The organism is Sphingomonas sp. Leaf198 (assembly GCF_001424005.1).
Taxonomy (GTDB): domain Bacteria; phylum Pseudomonadota; class Alphaproteobacteria; order Sphingomonadales; family Sphingomonadaceae; genus Sphingomonas.
On record NZ_LMPX01000001.1, the window covers coordinates 773,822 to 792,151 of the forward strand.

Sequence of the window (18,330 nt, forward strand, 5' to 3'; positions counted from 1 at the left end):
TGCCCCGATTTCGCCACGCGGCGGTCGCGGATCGCCGGCGTCGTCCCTATATCGGCAAGGCAGGCGCGCATCATTCAGCGCGGAGCAATGCCGCGTGACGGACGTTATCCGTTCAAAGGAGCTTAACCGATGTTACGTACCGTCGTCCTCGCTGCACTTATCGCCCTTCCCGGCATGGCTTACGCGCAGGACGCGCAGGTCGACACGCCGCCCCAGCGGATTCGCAGCGTCACGCTGACCGGCGACCAGAAATGCCCGAAGTCCAGCGGTGGCGAGATCGTCGTGTGCTCGACGCTCGACCAGCCGTACCGGATCCCGAAATCGCTGCGCGACGACAAGCCGATCGCCGCGAAGAACCAGAGTTGGGTGAACCGCGCGGCGACGATGGATCAGGTCGGGCGCGTGGCTGGCGGGTTGCCGGATACGTGTTCGGCGGTCGGTACGGGCGGTCAGTCGGGCTGCTTTATGCAGCGCAACCAGGCGTATGCGGCGGAACGTCGGGCTTCGGCGAGCGAGTCGAACACGCAGCCTTAAGCGTTTGGTCAGTCGGAACGCTCACTCCCTCAAAACCAACCACCCCGGCGAAGGCCGGGGCCCAATTGGGAAACAGGAGTAACGAGGGTTGCGGGCGATTACTGCGACCTTGCCATTTGGGCCCCGGCCTTCGCCGGGGTGGTATGACCGCTGGCTGTGGCTAGTTTCCTGCTAGGTCATTGACGGTTTACTGGCCGAAACCCGGCGCCTTGGCTCGACCAACCGCTTCGCGTGCGGCGGCCAGGATCGCGCCGGCCTTGGCTTCGCATTCGCGCTGTTCGTATTCGGGGATGCTGTCGGCGACGATCCCCGCGCCCGCCTGGACGTGGATCGTACCGTCCTTCACCACCGCGGTCCGCAGCACGATGCACGAGTCCATCGAGCCATCGGGGGAGAAATAGCCGACCCCGCCCGCGTACGCACCGCGGCGTTCGGGTTCGAGCTCGGCGATGATCTGGCAGGCGCGGACCTTCGGTGCGCCGCTGACCGTGCCGGCGGGGAAGCCTGCGAAGAGGGCGTCGAGCGCGTCCTTGTCGGGGGACAACGTGCCGACGACGTTCGAGACGATGTGCATGACGTGGCTGTAGAATTCGACGCCGTAGCTGGCGGTCACCTTTACCGAACCGGGTGACGCGGCGCGGCCGACGTCGTTGCGGCCCAGGTCGAGCAGCATCAGGTGTTCCGCGCGCTCCTTCGGGTCGGCGAGCAGGCCGATGCGGTTCGCCTCGTCCTCCGCGGGGGTCTTGCCGCGCGGGCGGGTGCCGGCGATCGGGCGAATCGTGACTTCCTCGTCGCGGACGCGGACGAGGATCTCGGGGCTTGATCCGATCAGCGCGAAGCCCGGCAGGTCGAGGTGGTACAGGAACGGCGACGGATTGATGCGGCGTAGCGAGCGGTAGAGCTCGAACGGCGGCAGCGCGAACGGCGTGCTGAAGCGCTGGGCGAGCACGACCTGGAAGATGTCGCCGGCGAGGATATAGTCCTTAGCAGTGGCGACCATTTCGCCGTAGCGGCCCTCGGGAAGCGCGGGCGTGTAGGTCGGTTCGGCGACGTCGGCGCGGACCGGCGCGGGGACGGGCGTGCTGGCGAGCTTGGCGGCGACCGCATCGAGACGCTCTTCGGCTTCGGCCACGATCGCGTCGGCACCGCGCGTCGGATCGGGCCAGGCGGGCGCGACGAGATAGAGTGCGTCGGCAAGGCGATCGAACACCAGGATGACGGTCGGCCGCACGAAGATCATGTCGGGCAGGCCGAGCGGATCGACCGGCGGTTGCGACAGGTCCTCGACCAAGCCGATCGTCTCATAGCCGAAATAGCCGACCAGGCAGGCCAGCGCGCGAGGCAGTTCGGGGGGAACCTCCGCACGGCATTCGGCGACCAGCGCGCGCAACGCGTCGAGCGTGGGGACCGGGCACGGCGCGAACGTCTCGCGATCCGTCGCCCAGTGGCGGTTGATCTCGGCGCGGTGGCCGTGCGCGCGAAACAGCAGGTCGGGGGCGAGGCCGATCAGGCTGTGACGACCGCGGATCGCGCCGCCCTCGACCGATTCGAGCAGGAAGTCGCCACGCCCCGGCTCGATCAGTTTCAATGCGGCGGCAACGGGCGTTTCGGTATCGGCGACCTGACGGCGCCAGACGAGCGCAGGACGCCCTTCGGCCAAAACTTCACGCGCGCTCATGCGATCAGTTCCCGCCGCCGCCCTGGCCGAGCAGGTCGGCCCGGACGCGTGCGAGCGAGGCCGCGTTGGTCTTGACGCCGACGTCGGCGCGAACCGCCTTGGCGAACTGCTCGACATATTCGCGACCGACCGAGCGGCCGATATTGGCGCGCGCCGCCTTGATCGCGACGGCGTTGCCGGCCGCATTGCCGCTGGCGATGCTGTCGAGCTTGATGACGAACCAGCCGCTGTCGTCGGGTGCCGCGAGCGTCTTGGCGGTGTTCGGCGCCATGCTGAACATCAACGCGAGCGCAGGCGGCGCACCGCGCGGATCCGCGGCGATCTGCGCGCGCGAGGCGGTCAGTGGGCGTGCGGCGGGCAGCTTCAGCCCGGTCTGGCCGAGCGACTGCTGGATCGGCATGCCCTTGTTGATCCGCGCCAGCACGTCGGCAGCGACCTTCCGCGCCGCCTGGCGCGCGCGATCGGCGGTGACGTCGTGGAGCACGGCAGCGCGAACCTGCGCGAGTGGCCGCGGCGTCGCGGGGACGACGCGGCCGAGCGCGACGACCGCGAAGCCGCCGTCGGTACCGAGCTGGACGAGCTGCGGGGCATCGCCCTCGGCGGCCTGGAACGCAGCGGCGACGAGAGGCGCGATCGCGGCGTTCGGCTGGCTGGCGGGATCGTCGGGGTTGGCACCGCTCGCGATCAGCGCAGGCGTGGTCACCGGCTTGAGCTTCTGGTCGGCGATGACCTCGTCGAACGTGGCGTTCTTCGACAGCGAATCGTCGATCTTGTCGTGGATGTCCGACAGCGCCGCGGCGGCCTTCTGGATGCCGAGCGCGGCGGCGATCTCGCCGCGGACCTGGTCGAGCGAACGGGCCGCGACCTTGTCGATCTTGTCGACCTTGGCGACGGTCCAGCCGAGCTGTGTACGGACGGGGCCGATCACCGCGCCGTCGGCAGCAGCGAACACCGTGTCGGCGACCTGCGGCGAAGTGGTGCCGGCATAGGCGGCCTTTTCAACGCCGGTCTGCGTCGAGGCTTCGAGCCCGGCGGCGCGGGCGGCGTCGGCGAGGCTCGCGCCACCCTTCACCTTGGCGGCGATTGCTGCGGCGCCGGCCTGGTCGGCGACGACGACCTGCGTGATCGTGCGCTTCTCGGTCGCGGCGTAGCGCGCGCGATCCTGCTGATAGGTCTTGGCGATCTCCGTGTCGGTCGGGACGGCCTGCGCCTTGACCTGTTCGGGCGTGATGACCGCGTAGCGGACGATGCGGCGCTCGGGCACCGTGTAGCGCGCGATGTTGCGCTTGTAGAATGTGGTGAGGTCGGCATCGGTCGGCGCGGGTCCGGCAGGGACCACCGCGGCGGGGATGAAGCCGATCGTGCCGGTGCGCTTTTCGAGCAGCAGCGAGGCATAGGGGAGCGCGAGCTGGCTCGACACCTGCGTCGCGCCGTTGCTCGGCAGCGTGAGTTGCTGCGCGAACGTGTCGCGGACCATGTCGCTGCGGATCTGCGCGTCGGTCAGCTTGCGCTGGGCGAGAATCTGACGGTACAGATTCTCGTCGAACTTGCCGGTCGGGCCCTGCAATGCGGGGATGCTGGCGATCTGGCCATCGACCGATCGCTTGCTGACGACCATGCCCTGCGCACGACCGAACTGCTCGAGCGCCATGCTGGAGACGATCCGGTCGAGCGTGCCGTCGAGCCCGCCCTGGTTGACGAACGTCGCCATGTCGAGCGTCGGCTGTTCCTGACGGAAGCCCTCGAGCTGCGTCTGCGCCTGCGTCTTGAGTTCGTTCGCGGTGACCTCGGCCTTGCCGACCTTGGCGACGTCGCCGCCGGTGATCCCAGCGCCGCCGGTCATCGAGCTGAGCCCCGTGACATCGCCCGCCGCGAACGCGAGCGCGATGACGCCGAGCACCAGGAACGTGATGATCACGCCGGCCTTCGATTGGGTAAGACGGCGGAAGAAAGCGAGCATGGACAGCCGATCGACAGGGATGGGAACATGGGTGCTTTACGGGGGCGAAGGCGGCTCTTCAAGTCGGGGCGAGTCGAGGTGATGCTGGCCCGGATGGGCGCGCTTAGGGTTGTGCGTGGACTGGCGGCGGCGCTATCGCTGGGCAAAATGCTCGGGAGAACATGATGCGGCGCAAGCTGGTAGCGGGAAATTGGAAGATGAACGGGTCGCGGGCGATGCTCGTCGAACTCGAGGCGATCGCGGCGGCGGCGAGCGCCGCGCCGGGAATCGACGTGTCGGTCGCGGTGCCGTTCACGCTGATCGCCGGCGCGTCGGAGCGCGTGCCGAGTTTGGCGATCGGTGCGGAGGACGTTCATGAGGCGGACTCCGGCGCGCATACCGGCTGCGTGTCGGCGGCGATGGTCAAGGAAGTCGGCGCGTCGTTCACGCTCGTCGGCCATTCGGAGCGGCGCGCGGACCAGCACGAGACGAGCCACGACGCCTGGGCGAAGGCGGCGGCCGCGCGGCGGCAGGGGCTGCACGTCATCCTGTGCTGCGGCGAAACCGAGGCGGAGCGCGACGCCGATCGTGCCGAGCGAGTCGTCCAGGCGCAGATCGAGAAATCGGTGCCGGACAATGCCGACGGCAGCTGGTTCACCCTGGCCTACGAGCCGCGCTGGGCTATCGGCACGGGGCGGACGCCGACGCTCGACGAGATCGCGGCGATCCACGCGATCGCGCGCGCGAAACTGCGGATGCTGATCGGCGATGCAGCGGCGGGAGTGCGTATCCTGTACGGCGGATCGGTGACGGGGGCGAACGCGGCGTCGATCCTGGATACGCCGAACGTCGATGGCGCGCTGGTCGGGGGGGCGAGCCTGACCGCGGAGAAGTTCGTGCCGATCATCCAAGCCGCGGCATCCCTGTAACGGGGCGCCGCGTACGAGCGTAAAGACGTGTCCGTGTAAAGAATTGTTAAGTCCCGATAAACCCTATGGTCTTATGATTAATGGACGATTCGGCGAGATGATCGTCTGATCGGCGTGGATGGGTTTTCGTGCGAGGGTTGATATGGCCAAGTGGTTTCCCGGATGCGTCGGCGCGTCGATCGCGGCCTGCGCGGTGGTATCTGCGATCCCCGCCAGGGCGGAGACACCGCGCGAATTGCTGACCCAGGCCGGGTTCGTCGACCGCGATCGCGGTGTCGCGCTGGCCCGGATCGACAAGGCGGCTGCGGCCGCGGGGCAGGCGCTCAGCCGTTCGCCGAACGATGCCGAGGCCGCGATCATGCAGGCGATGGCGAATGGGTATCGTGCCAAGCTGCTCGGCAATCGATCGCAGGCGATTGCCGCGCGGCGGCAATATGAGGCGTTGGTGACGCGCTATCCGCATAATGCCGAGGCGCAGGCTGCACTGGGCGCGTGGCATATCGGGGTGATCGCCAAGCTAGGGCGGTTCGTCGGGCGTGCGGTGGCCGGCGCGCAAAAGGCGACCGGGTTCGACGCGCTGGAACGGTCGGTGGCGCTGGGGGGTAACCGCGCGATGTTTGCCGGCTTGGCGGGATTGTTGCGGCTCGAGCTCGATCCGAACGATGTTCGGGGACGCGCGCTGGTCGAGACCGCGAGCAGGGCACCGACGCCGACCGCGATCGACGGGTATGTGCGGAAAGCTGCGGTAGCGGTGCTCGTGCCGTTGCGTGCGGGTGACGCGAATGCGACCAAGGCGCTGGCGGACAAGCTGCTGCCGTTCGGGCAGTTCGCGACGGGGTAAGGTCTTCGATTGGACTGTGCCGAGCATCTGCTTGTTCCCCCGCGGAGGCGGGGGCCCAGGATCTCACAGGCTGACGTTCGTGACCCTGGACCCCGCCTCCGCGGGGGAACGGGCTAAGCGTACCGCTTCGCCAACATCGCGAAGGCGGCGCGGAGAGCGTAAGCCTCGCCACCCTTCGGACGCCCCGGCTTTGCGGACGGCCGCCAGGCGAACACGTCGAGATGCGCCCATGCCGTATCCTTGGGCACGAACCGGCGGAGGAACAGCGCGGCGGTGATCGCGCCCGCGAACCCGCCATCGGGGGCGTTGACCATGTCGGCGATATCCGACTTCAGCATCTCGTCGTAGCCGTTCCAGAGCGGCAGGCGCCACACCTGGTCGTTCTGTTCCAGTCCCGACGCGAGCAGGTCCGCCGCTAGCGACTCGTCGTCGGTGAACATCGGCGGCAGGTCGGGGCCGAGCGCGACGCGCGCCGCCCCCGTGAGCGTGGCGAAGTCGAGGATCAGTTCGGGATCGCTCTCGCCCGCCTTGGTCAGTGCGTCGCCGAGGACCAGCCGGCCTTCGGCATCGGTGTTGGTGTTCTCGACCGTCAGGCCCTTGCGCGTGGCGAGCACGTCGCCGGGGCGGAATGCGTTGCCGGCGATCGAGTTTTCCACCGCGGGGATCAGGAGGTGGAGGCGGACCGGGAGCTTGGCGGCCATCACCAGGCTCGCGAGCGCCAAGGCGTGCGCGGCGCCGCCCATGTCCTTCTTCATCAGCCGCATGCCGGCGGAGGGCTTGATGTCGAGGCCGCCTGTATCGAAGGTGACGCCCTTGCCGACCAGCGCGAGGCGGGGGTGCGACGGGTTGCCCCATTCGAGTTCGATCAGGCGAGGCGCGCGGTCCTTGCTCGCCGCCTGACCGACCGCGTGGATCATCGGGTAACCGGTCGCGAGCGCATCGCCGCGCGTGGTCGTGACCGTTGCGCCATGGCGTTTGGCGAGCGTCTCGGCGGCGGCCTCCAGGTCGGCGGGGCCCATGTCGGAGGCGCCGGTATTGACGAGGTCGCGGACGAGCGCGGTGGCTTCGGCGATGCGAACCATTTCGTCGATATGCGCGGCGTCTTCGGTGAGCAGCGCGCGCGGGCCGGTTGCGTCGGGCTTCACGTACCGCGTGAACTGGTGCTGGGCGAGCATCCAGCCGAGCCCGGCCGCGCCGACCGGCCCTTCCGCTAGGCGATACGTGCCCGCGGGCAACGATGCGCCGAGCGACGCAATCCGCCACGGCGACGTGACGGCTTCGTTGCAGACCAGCAGCATCGACCAGTCGTCCGCGGTCTCGCCGGGCAGTACCGCGCGGTCGCCGGGCTTGCCGGTCAGGCGGTGCGCGGCGATCGTCGTGCGGATGCGTTGCGACTGCTTGGCGAGCCAGCTTTCATACGCGTCGGGCTCGACGACGTGGATCGTCCGGGCGGGCTGGCCGCGGTCGGGTTGGAGCATCGAAGCGAAGTCGGTCATTGTGTGGGCGCCACCAAAAGTTGTTCGTATCGGCCGTTCGCGCCGGGCTCGGCATAGGTGCTGAGCGAGAGCGTGCGGTCGGGATAGGTGATGCGGTAGGTGCGGTTGACGAAGCCGCCGCGCAAGCGGGTCTTGCCGGTTTGTGCGAATGCGGTGGGCTCGCCGAGCGCGCCGAGGCTGGTCTTGTAGTCGGCGAGCGCGACCGGCTTGAAGTAGTAATTGGCGTCCTCGGTCAGGCCTTTGCGGTCGAGCGTGCCGGTGCGGAGCTGGTCGTAGACGGCGCGGGCGCGGGTGAGCGCGGCGGTGTCTTCGGCATTGGCTGGCGCGGGCGGCAGGACGATCTTCGCGACGCCCGCGGCGATGCGGCTTGTTGCGTCGCTGAACCAGCTGTTGGTGAGGACGACGATCGCCGCCTTGTCGTCGGGATAGACGGTGTTCTCGGACAGGAAGCCGACCGCTTCGCCGCTGTGCTCGACATACCGGCGGCCGTTCGCGCTTCCGGTGAAGACGCCGAGGCCGTAGCCGTTGCTCGATCCGTCGACGAGCTTGACGGGGGTTTCCTGCGCGGCCCAGTCGTCGGCGGGGAGCGTGGTGCGGTTGAGGCGCGCGACGTCCCATTTGGCGAGGTCTTCGGCGCTCATCGAGAGTTCGCCGGCGGCGTAGAGCCAGCCGTCCGCGCTGGGTGTCTCGGGGCGGACGGGGCCGAGGGCGAAGCGGCCATAGCCTTGCGGGAACGCTTTGCCGATCGCCTTGTCCTGGTCGAGCGCGCGGATGTCGAGCGGTTTGAAGATGCGTTGCTGGAGGAAGGCGAGCAGAGGTTGTTTGGCGACCTTCTCGACGATCATGCCGGCGACGACGTAGCCGGTGTTGGAATATTGCCACTGCGTGCCGGGCTGGAAATCGAGTGGCTTCTTCGCCCAGCGATCGACGATCTGCTGCGGGGTGACGGGTTTGGCCATCGCCGCGAAGCTGTAGTCCTGTGGCCAGTAATCCTGGAGGCCGGAGGTGTGGCTGAGCAACTGGCGGATCGTGATGCGGTCGCCGCCGTTGATCCCGGGGATGTATTTGGCGACGGTGTCGTCGAGGCTGAGCTTGCCCTCGTCCTCGAGCAACAGGATCGCGGCGGCGGTGAACTGCTTCGAGATCGAGGCGATCTGGTAGGGGAGTTTCGGGTCGGCCGTGGCGATCGCCTCGGAGGGTTTGCCATACGCCTTGGCGAACACGATCCGGCCGCCGCGGACGACGGCGATCGAGGCTGAGGGCACGCCGATATCGCCGAGCGCGCCGGTGACCAACGTATCGATCTGCGCGGTTTCGGCCGGGGTGAGCGATTGCGCGATGGCGGGAGCGGGGAGCAGCGCGGCGACGGCGAGGAGGCGGAGGATCATGCCGCGTAACGAAGCAGAACCGGCCGCCGCACGCAACGTAGCGATTTTAATTCCGCGCCGGTTGAAGGGGTTAGGCTAGGGCAGAAATGTTGACGGAACACGTCGTGTTACACGCACGTTTCATCGCGGGGCCGGGAGCCTGTCACGCCTTAGGGGACATACTCATGCTGTATACCATCGCCATCATCCTGCTGATCCTCTGGCTGGCTGGGTTCGCCTTCCATGTCGCAGGCGGACTGATCCACATCCTGCTGGTGATCGCCGTGATCGTCGTTCTGATCAAGCTGTTCACCGGCCGCAACGTAGTCTGAATCGCGTTCTCCTGCGAACGCAGGAGCCCAGGGTCACGAGCGATATCGCTTGGTATCCTGGGCTCCCGCTTTCGCGGGAGAACGATTAGGCGACGGGGACGCCGTAAAGGTCGTGATCGTCGGCGTCTTCGATCGTGACCGGGACGATGTCGCCGACCGTCAGGTGGCCGGCGTCGCGGAGGAAGACTTCGCCATCGATCTCGGGTGCGTCCGCCTTTGAGCGGCCGGTCGCGCCTTCCTCGTCGACCGCGTCGATGATCACGTCGAGCGTGCGGCCGATCTTGGCCTGCAACTTGGCCGCGGAGATTGCCGCGGTCTTTTCCATGATGCGGGCGTAGCGCTCTTCCTTGAGCTCTTCGGGCACGTGGTCGGGGAGCAGGTTCGCCGCCGCCCCTTCGACCGGTTCGAAGCGGAATGCGCCGACGCGGTCGAGCTGCGCTTCGTCGAGCCAGTCGAGCAGATACTGGAAATCTTCCTCGGTCTCGCCGGGGAAGCCGACGACGAAGGTCGAGCGGATCGTGATGTCGGGGGCGATCGTGCGCCAGTTGTGGATGCGCTGTAGCACTTTCGCATCGTTGCCGGGGCGCTTCATCCGGCGCAGCACCGACGGCGCGGCGTGCTGGAACGGGATGTCGAGATACGGCAGCACGAGGCCCTCCGCCATCAACGGGATGACGTGGTCGACGTGCGGGTAGGGGTAGACGTAGTGGAGGCGGACCCACGGCGCGATCTTGCCGAGTTCGCGCGACAGGTCGGTCATGTGCGCGCGGACTTCGCGAGCCTCGTTGCGGGACATCGGGCCACCGGTCTTCACCGGCCAGCTGGCGTGGCGGAGGTCGACGCCGTACGCCGACGTGTCCTGGCTGATGACCAGCAGTTCCTTGGTGCCGGCTTCGACCAGCTTCTCCGCCTCGCGCAGGATCGCGTCGGGGCGGCGGCTGACGAGATCGCCGCGCAAGCTAGGGATGATGCAGAACGAGCAGCGGTGGTTGCAGCCCTCCGAGATCTTCAGATAGCTGTAGTGGCGCGGGGTCAGCTTCAGGCCGGCGTCGGGGATCAGGTTGAGGAACGCGGACGGGGGCATCGGTGCGGCCTCGTGGACCGCGCCCACGACCTGCTCGTATTCGTGCGCGCCGGTGATCGCGAGGACCTGCGGGAAGCGCGCGCGGATCGCGTCGGCTTCCTTGCCCATGCAGCCGGTGACGATGACGCGCCCGTTCTCGGCGATGGCCTCGCCGATCGCCTCGAGGCTTTCCTCCTTGGCGGAATCGAGGAAGCCGCAGGTATTGACCAGCACGATGTCGGCGCCGGCGTAATCGGGCGACATCTGGTAGCCGTCGCCGCGAAGCTGCGTGAGGATCCGTTCGCTGTCGACGAGGTTCTTCGGACAGCCGAGCGAGACCATGCCGATCTTCGGCGGGGAGGGGAGTGTTGTTGCCATGAAGCCCGCGCACATAGGCGCAAAGTTCGGTTTTTTCTAGGCGGTGGAAAATGCATCATCCAAGAGGGGGCGCCATGGGTGGGCGGATTGCGCGGGAAGGAACCGATATGCTGGCGATTGGACTGATGTCGGGGACGTCGCTCGACGGGATCGACGCCGCGTTGATCGAGACCGACGGCGAGGCGTTCGTGCGGCCGATCGCGTTTCGCGGCGAGCCCTATTCGGATGCGGCGCGAGCGCAGTTGGCGGAGGCCACGCGGATGGCGCTGACGTTCGACAAGCCGCGCGCTAGCCCGCCGGTAGTTGCCGCGGGCGAACTGATTACGCGGGCGCATGTGTTTGCGGTGCACAAGTTGTTGGCGGATGCGGGGGTTGCGGCGGCGGATGTCGACGTGATCGGCTTTCACGGGCAGACGATCGCGCATCGGCCGGATCGGCGCTGGACGTGGCAGATCGGCGATGGGGCTGCGGTCGCGCGGGCTACCGGGATCACGACGGTCTCGGATTTTCGATCTGCGGATGTGGCTGCGGGCGGGCAGGGGGCGCCGTTGCTGCCGGTGTATCATGCGGCGTTGGCGGCGGGGCTAGAGGGGCCGGTCGCGTTGCTGAACCTTGGCGGGGTGGGGAACATCACCTTCATTCCCGGCGGGATGGACATGCACGATTCGCGCGAGATGTCGCCGGAGCGGGCGCAGATGACGGACCGCGATGGGCTGGTGGCGTTCGATACCGGGCCGGCGAATGGGTTGATCGATAGCTGGGTCGAGGCGGAGGTGGGTGCTCGGTATGATGCCGGGGGGGCGTTGGCGGCGTCTGGGCGGGTGGACGCGACGGTGCTGACGGCGATGCTCGATCACCCGTTTTTCGATGCGCCTCCGCCGAAGTCTCTGGATCGGAATGATTTTACGATCCAGCCGGCTCGGGGGTTGTCGGCGGCTGATGGGGCCGCGACGCTGACCGCGTTTACGGCGGCGACTGTGGCTGAGGCTTTGCGGCATTTACCGGCTCGGCCGGTTCGGTTGCTGGTGGCGGGGGGTGGTCGGCATAATCCGACGATGCTGGCGATGATCGCCGCGCGGACCGGGTTGGTGGTGGAGCCTACCGATGTGCTCGGGTGGAACGGCGATGCGCTGGAGGCCGAGGGGTTTGCGTATATGGCGGTTCGGACGCTGAAGGGGCTGGCGATCAGCTTTCCGGGGACGACTGGGGTTCCGGTGGCGATGGCTGGTGGGGTTGTGGATCGGGTTTGAGGGGGTAGGCTCTTAACTAAGAAAGCTTGTTCTCCCGCGAAGGCGGGAGCCCAGTCTGGGCTCCCGCCTTCGCGGGAGAACAAGGAAGTGCAAGCCCGTCCAGTATTGGATGTCCACCCCGGCGGAGGCCGGGGCCCAGTTGGGGGACGTTGCTAACTGAGGCTGCACCCCACCACTACGACCTTTCCAACTGGGCCCCGGCCTGCGCCGGGGTGGTGCGGGGTGGGGTGGGGTGGGCAAGCGCGTTTGTATCGATTGTATCAGTGCGGCTTCTTCGCCTTGGCTGGCTTCTTCGGCTCGGGCTTCTTCGGGGGCGCCTTCTTCTCCGCCGCATCCTTAGCGCGCAACGCCGGCGCCGCGATCGCTGCTGCAATACCCGCGATCACCGTCGCACCAACCGCAATCGCCGTCTTCGGGTGCGACTTCACCGCGTCCGTCGCCGTCGCGAGGCCGGCCTTGGCTGCGTCGGTCGCGTCCTCGACCCAGTCGCTGGTCGCCGCGGTTTTCTTCGCGTCGGGCTTCGGCTTGTGGTCGTCGTCGTGATGGACCTTGGCGTGCGGCATGGCGGAGTTGGGGATCGACGACATAGGGCTTGTCCTTCGGTAAGGGATGATGCCCGATAAACCGATCGCGTCCGTGACGGTTCCGTTACGGTCAGCCGCTCACCGCGCCGAAGTCACCGTTTGCGGGTCAGCTCGCGCATCGCGTCGTCGAGCCCGGCGAGGCTCAGCGGGTACATCCGGTCGGTCATCAGCTCGCGGATGATCCGCACCGACTGCGAATAGCCCCATTGCGCCTCGGGCACCGGGTTGAGCCACGCCGCCGCCGGATACGTATTCGTCAGCCGCTGCATCCACACCGCGCCCGGCTCCTCGTTGAAATGCTCGACCGAGCCGCCGGGGTGCGTGATCTCGTACGGGCTCATCGACGCGTCGCCGACGAAGATCAGCTTGTAGTCGTGGCCGTATTTGTGGAGCAGGTCCCACATCGGCGTGCGCTCGGCGAAGCGGCGCGTGTTGTCTTTCCACACGCCTTCGTACGGGCAATTGTGGAAGTAGAAGAATTCGAGGTTCTTGAACTCGGTGGTCGCGGCGGAGAACAGTTCCTCGCACAGCTTCACGAACGGATCCATCGAGCCGCCGACGTCGAGGAACAGCAGCAGCTTGACCGCATTGCGGCGTTCGGCGCGCATGACGATGTCGAGATAGCCTTGCCGCGCGGTGCCGGCGATCGTGCCGTCGATGTCGAGTTCGTCGGCGGCGCCGTCGCGGGCGAAGCGGCGCAGGCGGCGGAGCGCCACCTTGATGTTGCGGGTGCCGAGTTCCTTGGTGTTGTCGAGGTTGCGGAACTCGCGCTGGTCCCAGACTTTCAGCGCGCGCTTGTGCGTGCTCTCGCCGCCGATGCGGACGCCTTCGGGGTTGTAGCCGCCGTTGCCATACGGGCTCGTGCCGCCGGTGCCGACCCATTTGTTGCCGCCCTGATGGCGTTCCTTCTGCTCCTCGAGGCGTTTCTTGAGCGTCTCCATGATCTCGTCCCACGAGCCGAGCGACTTGATCGCGGCCATCTCCTCGGCGGTCAGGAATTTCTCGGCGACCGCCTTCAGCCAGTCCTCGGGGACTTCGCCGGCGGGCGTGCCGTAGCTGGTGGCGAGGCCGCGGAAGACCTTGGCGAAGACCTGGTCGAACTTGTCGAGCAGACCCTCGTCCTTCACGTACACCGCGCGGGAGAGGTAGTAGAAATCCTCGGGTGTCCGCTCGATCACCTCGGCGTCGAGCGCCTCGAGCAGGATGAGGTGCTCCTTGAGGCTGGCGGGAATGCCGGCGCTGCGGAGTTCGTCGAGGAAGTTCAGGAACATGGGGTCACTCCAGAGCCTTCGTCATGCCGGGCTCGTTCCGGCATCCACCGATCCGCACACTCGATATTCGGGATTATGCGGGACGGTGGACCCCGGAACAAGTCCGGGGTGACGGAGTGGGTGGGGCGGTCGGCATTGTCTTAGCGGGCGATCGGCAGTTCGATCGCGCTGGCTTGCGCGGCCGAGTGGAAGACGCTGATCGTTGCCTTGCGGTAATCGGCGGGCTTCGCGTCGAAGATGTTGGCGACGTAGGTCTGCGGGTTGCGGTCGTAGAGCGGGAACCAGCTCGACTGGACCTGGACCATGATGCGGTGGCCGGGGAGGAAGACGTGGCTGGCGTTGGGAAGGACGACGCGGAAATGCGTCGGCTGGCCGGCGACGATCGGGGCCGGCTTGTCGAACCCGTCGCGGTAGCGGCCGCGTAAGATGTCCATCGAGACGGCGAGCTGATAGCCGCCCATCTCGGGCTTGTCGGAATACTCCGCCGGGTAGACGTCGATCAGCTTCACCACGAAATCGCCGTCGGTGCCGGTGGTGCTGGCGATCAGGTCCGCGACAGGCGCGCCTGCGATCGCGACAGGGCTGGTCAGCGGCGGCGTCTGGTAGGTGAGGACGTCGGTGCGATCCGAAAACGGGCGCTGGTCGTCGACCAGCCATTGCCGCCAGGTCGAGCCGGTCGCGTAGGTCGGGCGGATCGGGCGGAGGCGGTAGGGGATCGGCTTGGCGGGGTCGGAGATATAGTCGTCGTGGCCGTCCTGCGCGGGGGCTGTGGTGCCGAGGCCGCTGGCGGGCTGGAAATAGAGTTTCTGCGTAGCGGACGCGTTCGGCCAGCCGGCGAGCGTCTGCCACTGGTTAGCGCCGGTCTGGAACGCGGTGACGGGGGCGAGCGCGGGCGGCGTCGCGCCGGTCTTCAGCGCGCCGTTCAGGAACGGCAGCAGGACGTTCTTGCGGAACCAAAGCGCGGTATCGGAGTCGAAGCGGATCGCGCCGAGCGTGGAGCCGTCGCCATTCGCGCCGCCATGCGCCCAGGGACCTAACGCGAGGTGGTTGACGTGGTTGGGGTCGGCTTTCGACACGGCTTCGTAGGCCGCGACTGCGCCGTATATGTCCTCCTGGTCCCATTGGCTGGCGACCCATAGCGTCTGCACGGTCTGTGGCTGCTTGGGCAGGATCGTCTCGAGCGCCTGGCCCTGCCAGAACGCGTCGTACGCCGGGTGATCGTGCATGCGCTGGACGAACGGGAGCTGCGCGAGGCCGCGGCTCTTCACGAAGTCGCTGGCCGACCCGGCACGCAGGAACGTGTCGTAATCATCGTACGCGTCGCGCCACAGGTCGCCGGCTTCGCCCTTGGCCGCGTCCTGGCTGTAATAATAATCGTAGCCGATCTGGCGGAAGGCGCCGCCGTGGAAGTCGTCGTCGCCCTTCCACGTGTTGATGACCGGGTTCATCGGGACGGCGGCCTTTAGCGCGGGGTGCGGGTTCACCAGCGCCATCGCCGCCATCATGCCGTCGTAGCTGGTGCCGATGATGCCAACGCGGCCGTTGCTGTTTTTCAGGTTCTTAACGAGCCAGTCGATCGTGTCGTAGGCGTCGGTGGAGTGATCGACTTTCGTCTTGTTGAGCGGGCCGATCAACGGGCGTTCGTTGATGTACGCGCCGTTCGAGCCGTTCTTGCCGCGGACGTCCTCGAACACGCGGATGTATCCCGCGTCGAAGAACATCGCGTCGGACGCGCGCAGGTTCATCGCGCCGCTGGAACTCGACGACCGGCTGGCGGCGCTCTCCGCGTTGTAGGGGGTGCGCTGGAGCAGGATAGGCGCGTCGGTGAGGCCCTTGCGCTGAACGATGACCGCGTGGAGCGTGACGCCATCGCGCATCTTGATGTCGACTTCGCGCCGGTCGAAATCGAAGCTGGTGTTGGCGGGGACGAACTTAGTCGGAATGTCGCCACCGGGCTGCGGCGCTTTTTCCTTCTGCGCGGATATCGCGGACGGTGCCGACGTGGCGAGCAGGGCCAGCGTGATCGTCGTAAGAGCCTTGAACCGCATCGTTATCCTCACCGTCTTGTCGAAGACGCAGGTGGCACGGTTTTGCGGGCGGCGGCAATCCGTTCCCGCCGTCATCCTGACGAAAGTCAGGATCCAGGGTCACGGGCGGCCCACTTCATGGCTCTGGATCCTGACTTTCGTCAGGATGACGGTGGTGGTCAGGATGGCGGAGTGGGAGTGAGTGTGCGGGTTTACCGCGCTATGGGCTTGCCGCTGACGGGTACGTAGGCGTCGATCAGCGCACCGACATAGTCGGGGTTGCGGCTGGTGAGTTCGGGCGCGGCGTGCGTGTGGCCGTAGATGAAGCCATAGACCGGATAGACCCCGCCGCCGAGGCCGTCGACGTCCTTGTACCACACCTTCACATCGCTCCAGTCGTTGCGCGGCGAGACGTCGAACAGCGTCACATCCTGCTCGGCATGCCCGCGCTCGCCGTTCTGCCGCGACCAGTTGGCGTGCGTGAGCATGACGACGCGCTTCTCGACGACGCGGCTGACGACCGCGACATGGCCCATCGGCAGGCGCGCGGTCTTGGCGAAGACGATGACCGCGCCTTCCTTGGGCTTGTGCGTGCGTTCGTATTTGCCGTCCGCCTGTTCCCACCACGTCCAGGCGTTGCCGTAGATCTGGATCCCCGACGCGGCGCGCGCGAAGGGCACACACTCGCCGACATAATTCAGCAACGACGTGGCATGGCCGCCGGTCGCCGCTGCGGCGGCGATGGCGAGGCTGAGGAGCGTTCGGGGGAGTCGCTTCATGCCGCTGGTCTACAAAGCACCGAGTGACTGGTCGGTTGCCGGCTTTGGTTAATGCATGGTCCTGCCGCGCTTTTCGGTCAGGTCGGCGTGCGCCCGTCTCAAAACGCTCACGCCTGGTTCTTCTGCCGTTTCGCCATGAACGCGAGGCGTTCGAACAGCATCACATCCTGCTCGTTCTTGAGCAGCGCACCGTGGAGCGGCGGGATCGCCTTGGTCGGGTCGCGGTTCTGGAGGATGTCGAGCGGCATGTCCTCGTGCAGCAGCAGTTTCAGCCAGTCGAGCAGCTCGCTGGTCGACGGCTTCTTCTTCAGCCCCGGCACGTCGCGGACGTCGTAGAACAGGTCCATCGCCTTGCTGACGAGGATCTTCTGGATGCCGGGGAAATGGACGTCGACGATCGCCTGCATCGTCTGGCGATCGGGGAACTTGATGTAGTGGAAGAAACAGCGGCGGAGGAATGCGTCGGGCAGTTCCTTCTCGTTGTTGCTGGTAATGATCACGATCGGGCGCTCGACCGCGCGCACCGTTTCCTTGGTCTCGTAGACGTGGAATTCCATCCGATCGAGTTCCTGCAACAGGTCGTTGGGGAATTCGATATCCGCCTTGTCGATCTCGTCGATCAGCAGGACGGGCGGCGCGGGCTGGGTGAACGCCTCCCAGAGCTTGCCCTTGCGGATATAGTTGCCGATGTCGTGAACGCGTGCGTCGCCGAGCTGGCCATCGCGCAGGCGGGCGACCGCGTCGTATTCGTACAGGCCCTGCTGCGCCTTGGTGGTCGACTTGATGTTCCACTCGATCAGCGGCGCACCGAGCGCTTTCGCGATCTCGTAGGCGAGGACGGTCTTGCCAGTGCCGGGTTCGCCCTTGATCAGCAGCGGGCGACGCAGCGTCACGGCGGCGTTGACCGCGACTTTCAAATCGTCGGTCGCGACGTAGCTCTGGGTGCCCTCGAAGCGCTTCATGCGATGTCCCGTCCGGTTCTGAATACCGGGTATGGATAGAGGGTTTTCGCGCGCCGATGCAAGCGCGTTACAGATCGCCGCGGGCACTCGCGCGGGCTTCGAGCAGCGACCACAGGCCGCGGTGCTGCGCGAACAATTGCTGCGCGCCGAACAGGATCGCGCGATCGCAACCGGGGACTGCGCCGAGGTCGGCGATCGTCGCCGCTGTCACGGACTCCGCGGGGAAGCCGGTCGCGGGCACGGCGACCGAGAACCGTTCTGCCGCAGCATCGAGGACACGGCGGATCGCGGCCCAGTCGTAGACCAGCGCGGCGGCGGCGCCGGTGGCACAGCCCCGCCGTTCGGACCGAGCCAGCATTTCGAGCGCGTGCCGTTCGTTGACCAGCGCGGTTTCGGTCAGGGCCTGGCCCGGCGTCGACGGCAACGGCCCGACCGCCGCGGTGAGTTGCGCGAGATAGGCGCGTTCCTCGGCGAACCCGACCGCGGCGGCGGCGAGCCATTCGGTCGCCGGCGGCTGCGCTGCCTGGGTCAGGACATCGGCGATCATGCCCGGATGGTCGCCGTGGATCGCACACAATGCGTGGATCGCGTCGGAGAGCGTGCGCTGCACCGGCGTCCCGAGCACGAGGCGGCGCATATGCGGGTGCGCGGTGCTGCCGTCGGCCTCGCCCAGGCGGACGAGCGCGTCCCACGCATTCGACGTCCCGATCTGTAGTGCCGCGTGGGAAACCATCGTGCTCCGGTCGAACAAGTCGTGCGCTGCGTATGCGCCACGCCGTTGCCATGCGCCGCATCGCCTGTACGAAGCGCGTAGGAACATGGTGTATGTAAAATTAATTATAGCATCTTGGTCGCGAGGACGGTCGCAAATCCCGCGTTTCTCGGACAATCGCCGACGGT

The 18,330-nt window shown here is 67.0% G+C and carries 16 protein-coding genes; 5 read left to right on the forward strand and 11 right to left on the reverse strand.

Annotation, left to right across the window (positions count from 1 at the left end; translation table 11 throughout):
- The first annotated feature begins 129 nt into the window (after positions 1 to 129).
- Complete coding sequence (locus tag ASG20_RS03595) at positions 130 to 534, forward strand: hypothetical protein (protein WP_056048604.1); 405 nt, start codon at positions 130 to 132, stop codon at positions 532 to 534.
- A gap of 187 nt (positions 535 to 721) precedes the next feature.
- Here ASG20_RS03595 and trpE read toward each other — a convergent pair whose 3' ends face one another.
- Together trpE and ASG20_RS03605 are read right to left on the reverse strand one after the other, a co-directional pair.
- On the reverse strand, positions 722 to 2,212 hold the full coding sequence (gene trpE, locus ASG20_RS03600; protein WP_056048605.1) for an anthranilate synthase component I: 1,491 nt from the start codon (positions 2,210 to 2,212) through the stop codon (positions 722 to 724).
- A 4-nt stretch (positions 2,213 to 2,216) separates the two neighbouring features.
- Positions 2,217 to 4,172: a peptidylprolyl isomerase gene (locus ASG20_RS03605; protein ID WP_056048608.1), complete on the reverse strand. Its 1,956-nt coding sequence runs from the start codon at positions 4,170 to 4,172 to the stop codon at positions 2,217 to 2,219.
- A gap of 161 nt (positions 4,173 to 4,333) precedes the next feature.
- On the opposite strand from ASG20_RS03605, the gene tpiA reads away from it, so the two are divergent.
- Both tpiA and ASG20_RS03615 read left to right on the forward strand, forming a co-directional pair.
- Positions 4,334 to 5,080, forward strand: coding sequence for a triose-phosphate isomerase (gene tpiA / locus ASG20_RS03610; RefSeq protein ID WP_056048610.1), 747 nt, complete (start codon positions 4,334 to 4,336; stop codon positions 5,078 to 5,080).
- Between the two features lie 142 nt (positions 5,081 to 5,222).
- On the forward strand, positions 5,223 to 5,921 hold the full coding sequence (locus ASG20_RS03615) for a hypothetical protein (RefSeq protein ID WP_056048613.1): 699 nt from the start codon (positions 5,223 to 5,225) through the stop codon (positions 5,919 to 5,921).
- A gap of 113 nt (positions 5,922 to 6,034) precedes the next feature.
- On the opposite strand, the gene ASG20_RS03620 is transcribed toward ASG20_RS03615, so the two are convergent.
- Both ASG20_RS03620 and ASG20_RS03625 read right to left on the reverse strand, forming a co-directional pair.
- Positions 6,035 to 7,417, reverse strand: a complete 1,383-nt coding sequence (locus ASG20_RS03620; protein WP_056048616.1) for a leucyl aminopeptidase family protein — start codon at positions 7,415 to 7,417, stop codon at positions 6,035 to 6,037.
- Entirely contained in the window at positions 7,414 to 8,805 is a 1,392-nt protein-coding gene (locus ASG20_RS03625; protein WP_056048618.1) for a serine hydrolase domain-containing protein, read from the reverse strand. Before ASG20_RS03625 ends, ASG20_RS03620 begins: the two co-directional genes overlap by 4 nt.
- Positions 8,806 to 8,969: 164 nt before the next feature.
- Between ASG20_RS03625 and ASG20_RS19265 the strand changes: the two genes are divergently transcribed.
- Entirely contained in the window at positions 8,970 to 9,116 is a 147-nt protein-coding gene (locus tag ASG20_RS19265) for a lmo0937 family membrane protein (protein WP_139226855.1), read from the forward strand.
- Between the two features lie 85 nt (positions 9,117 to 9,201).
- Here ASG20_RS19265 and rimO read toward each other — a convergent pair whose 3' ends face one another.
- A complete protein-coding gene (rimO, locus tag ASG20_RS03630; RefSeq protein ID WP_056050378.1) occupies positions 9,202 to 10,557 on the reverse strand; it encodes a 30S ribosomal protein S12 methylthiotransferase RimO in 1,356 nt (451 codons plus the stop codon).
- Between the two features lie 107 nt (positions 10,558 to 10,664).
- Here rimO and ASG20_RS03635 point away from each other — a divergent pair, with 107 nt between their 5' ends.
- The gene (locus tag ASG20_RS03635; protein WP_056050380.1) at positions 10,665 to 11,807 is read left to right on the forward strand and encodes an anhydro-N-acetylmuramic acid kinase; all 1,143 of its coding nucleotides are present in this window, start codon (positions 10,665 to 10,667) and stop codon (positions 11,805 to 11,807) included.
- Positions 11,808 to 12,067: 260 nt separating this feature from the next.
- On the opposite strand, the gene ASG20_RS03640 is transcribed toward ASG20_RS03635, so the two are convergent.
- The 6 genes from ASG20_RS03640 to ASG20_RS03670 form a co-directional block, all read right to left on the reverse strand.
- On the reverse strand, positions 12,068 to 12,394 hold the full coding sequence (locus tag ASG20_RS03640) for a hypothetical protein (RefSeq protein ID WP_056048621.1): 327 nt from the start codon (positions 12,392 to 12,394) through the stop codon (positions 12,068 to 12,070).
- An 89-nt stretch (positions 12,395 to 12,483) separates the two neighbouring features.
- Positions 12,484 to 13,662, reverse strand: coding sequence for a vWA domain-containing protein (locus ASG20_RS03645; RefSeq protein WP_056048624.1), 1,179 nt, complete (start codon positions 13,660 to 13,662; stop codon positions 12,484 to 12,486).
- 140 nt (positions 13,663 to 13,802) lie between these two features.
- Positions 13,803 to 15,710 (reverse strand): CocE/NonD family hydrolase, encoded by a 1,908-nt coding sequence (locus ASG20_RS03650; RefSeq protein WP_056048627.1) that lies wholly within the window; start codon positions 15,708 to 15,710, stop codon positions 13,803 to 13,805.
- 191 nt (positions 15,711 to 15,901) lie between these two features.
- Positions 15,902 to 16,468, reverse strand: a complete 567-nt coding sequence (locus tag ASG20_RS03660) for a CHAP domain-containing protein (protein ID WP_082470711.1) — start codon at positions 16,466 to 16,468, stop codon at positions 15,902 to 15,904.
- 107 nt (positions 16,469 to 16,575) lie between these two features.
- A complete protein-coding gene (locus ASG20_RS03665) occupies positions 16,576 to 17,430 on the reverse strand; it encodes an AAA family ATPase (protein ID WP_056048630.1) in 855 nt (284 codons plus the stop codon).
- Between the two features lie 67 nt (positions 17,431 to 17,497).
- The gene (locus ASG20_RS03670; RefSeq protein ID WP_056050383.1) at positions 17,498 to 18,163 is read right to left on the reverse strand and encodes a DUF6975 family protein; all 666 of its coding nucleotides are present in this window, start codon (positions 18,161 to 18,163) and stop codon (positions 17,498 to 17,500) included.
- Between the last annotated feature and the right edge of the window lie 167 nt (positions 18,164 to 18,330).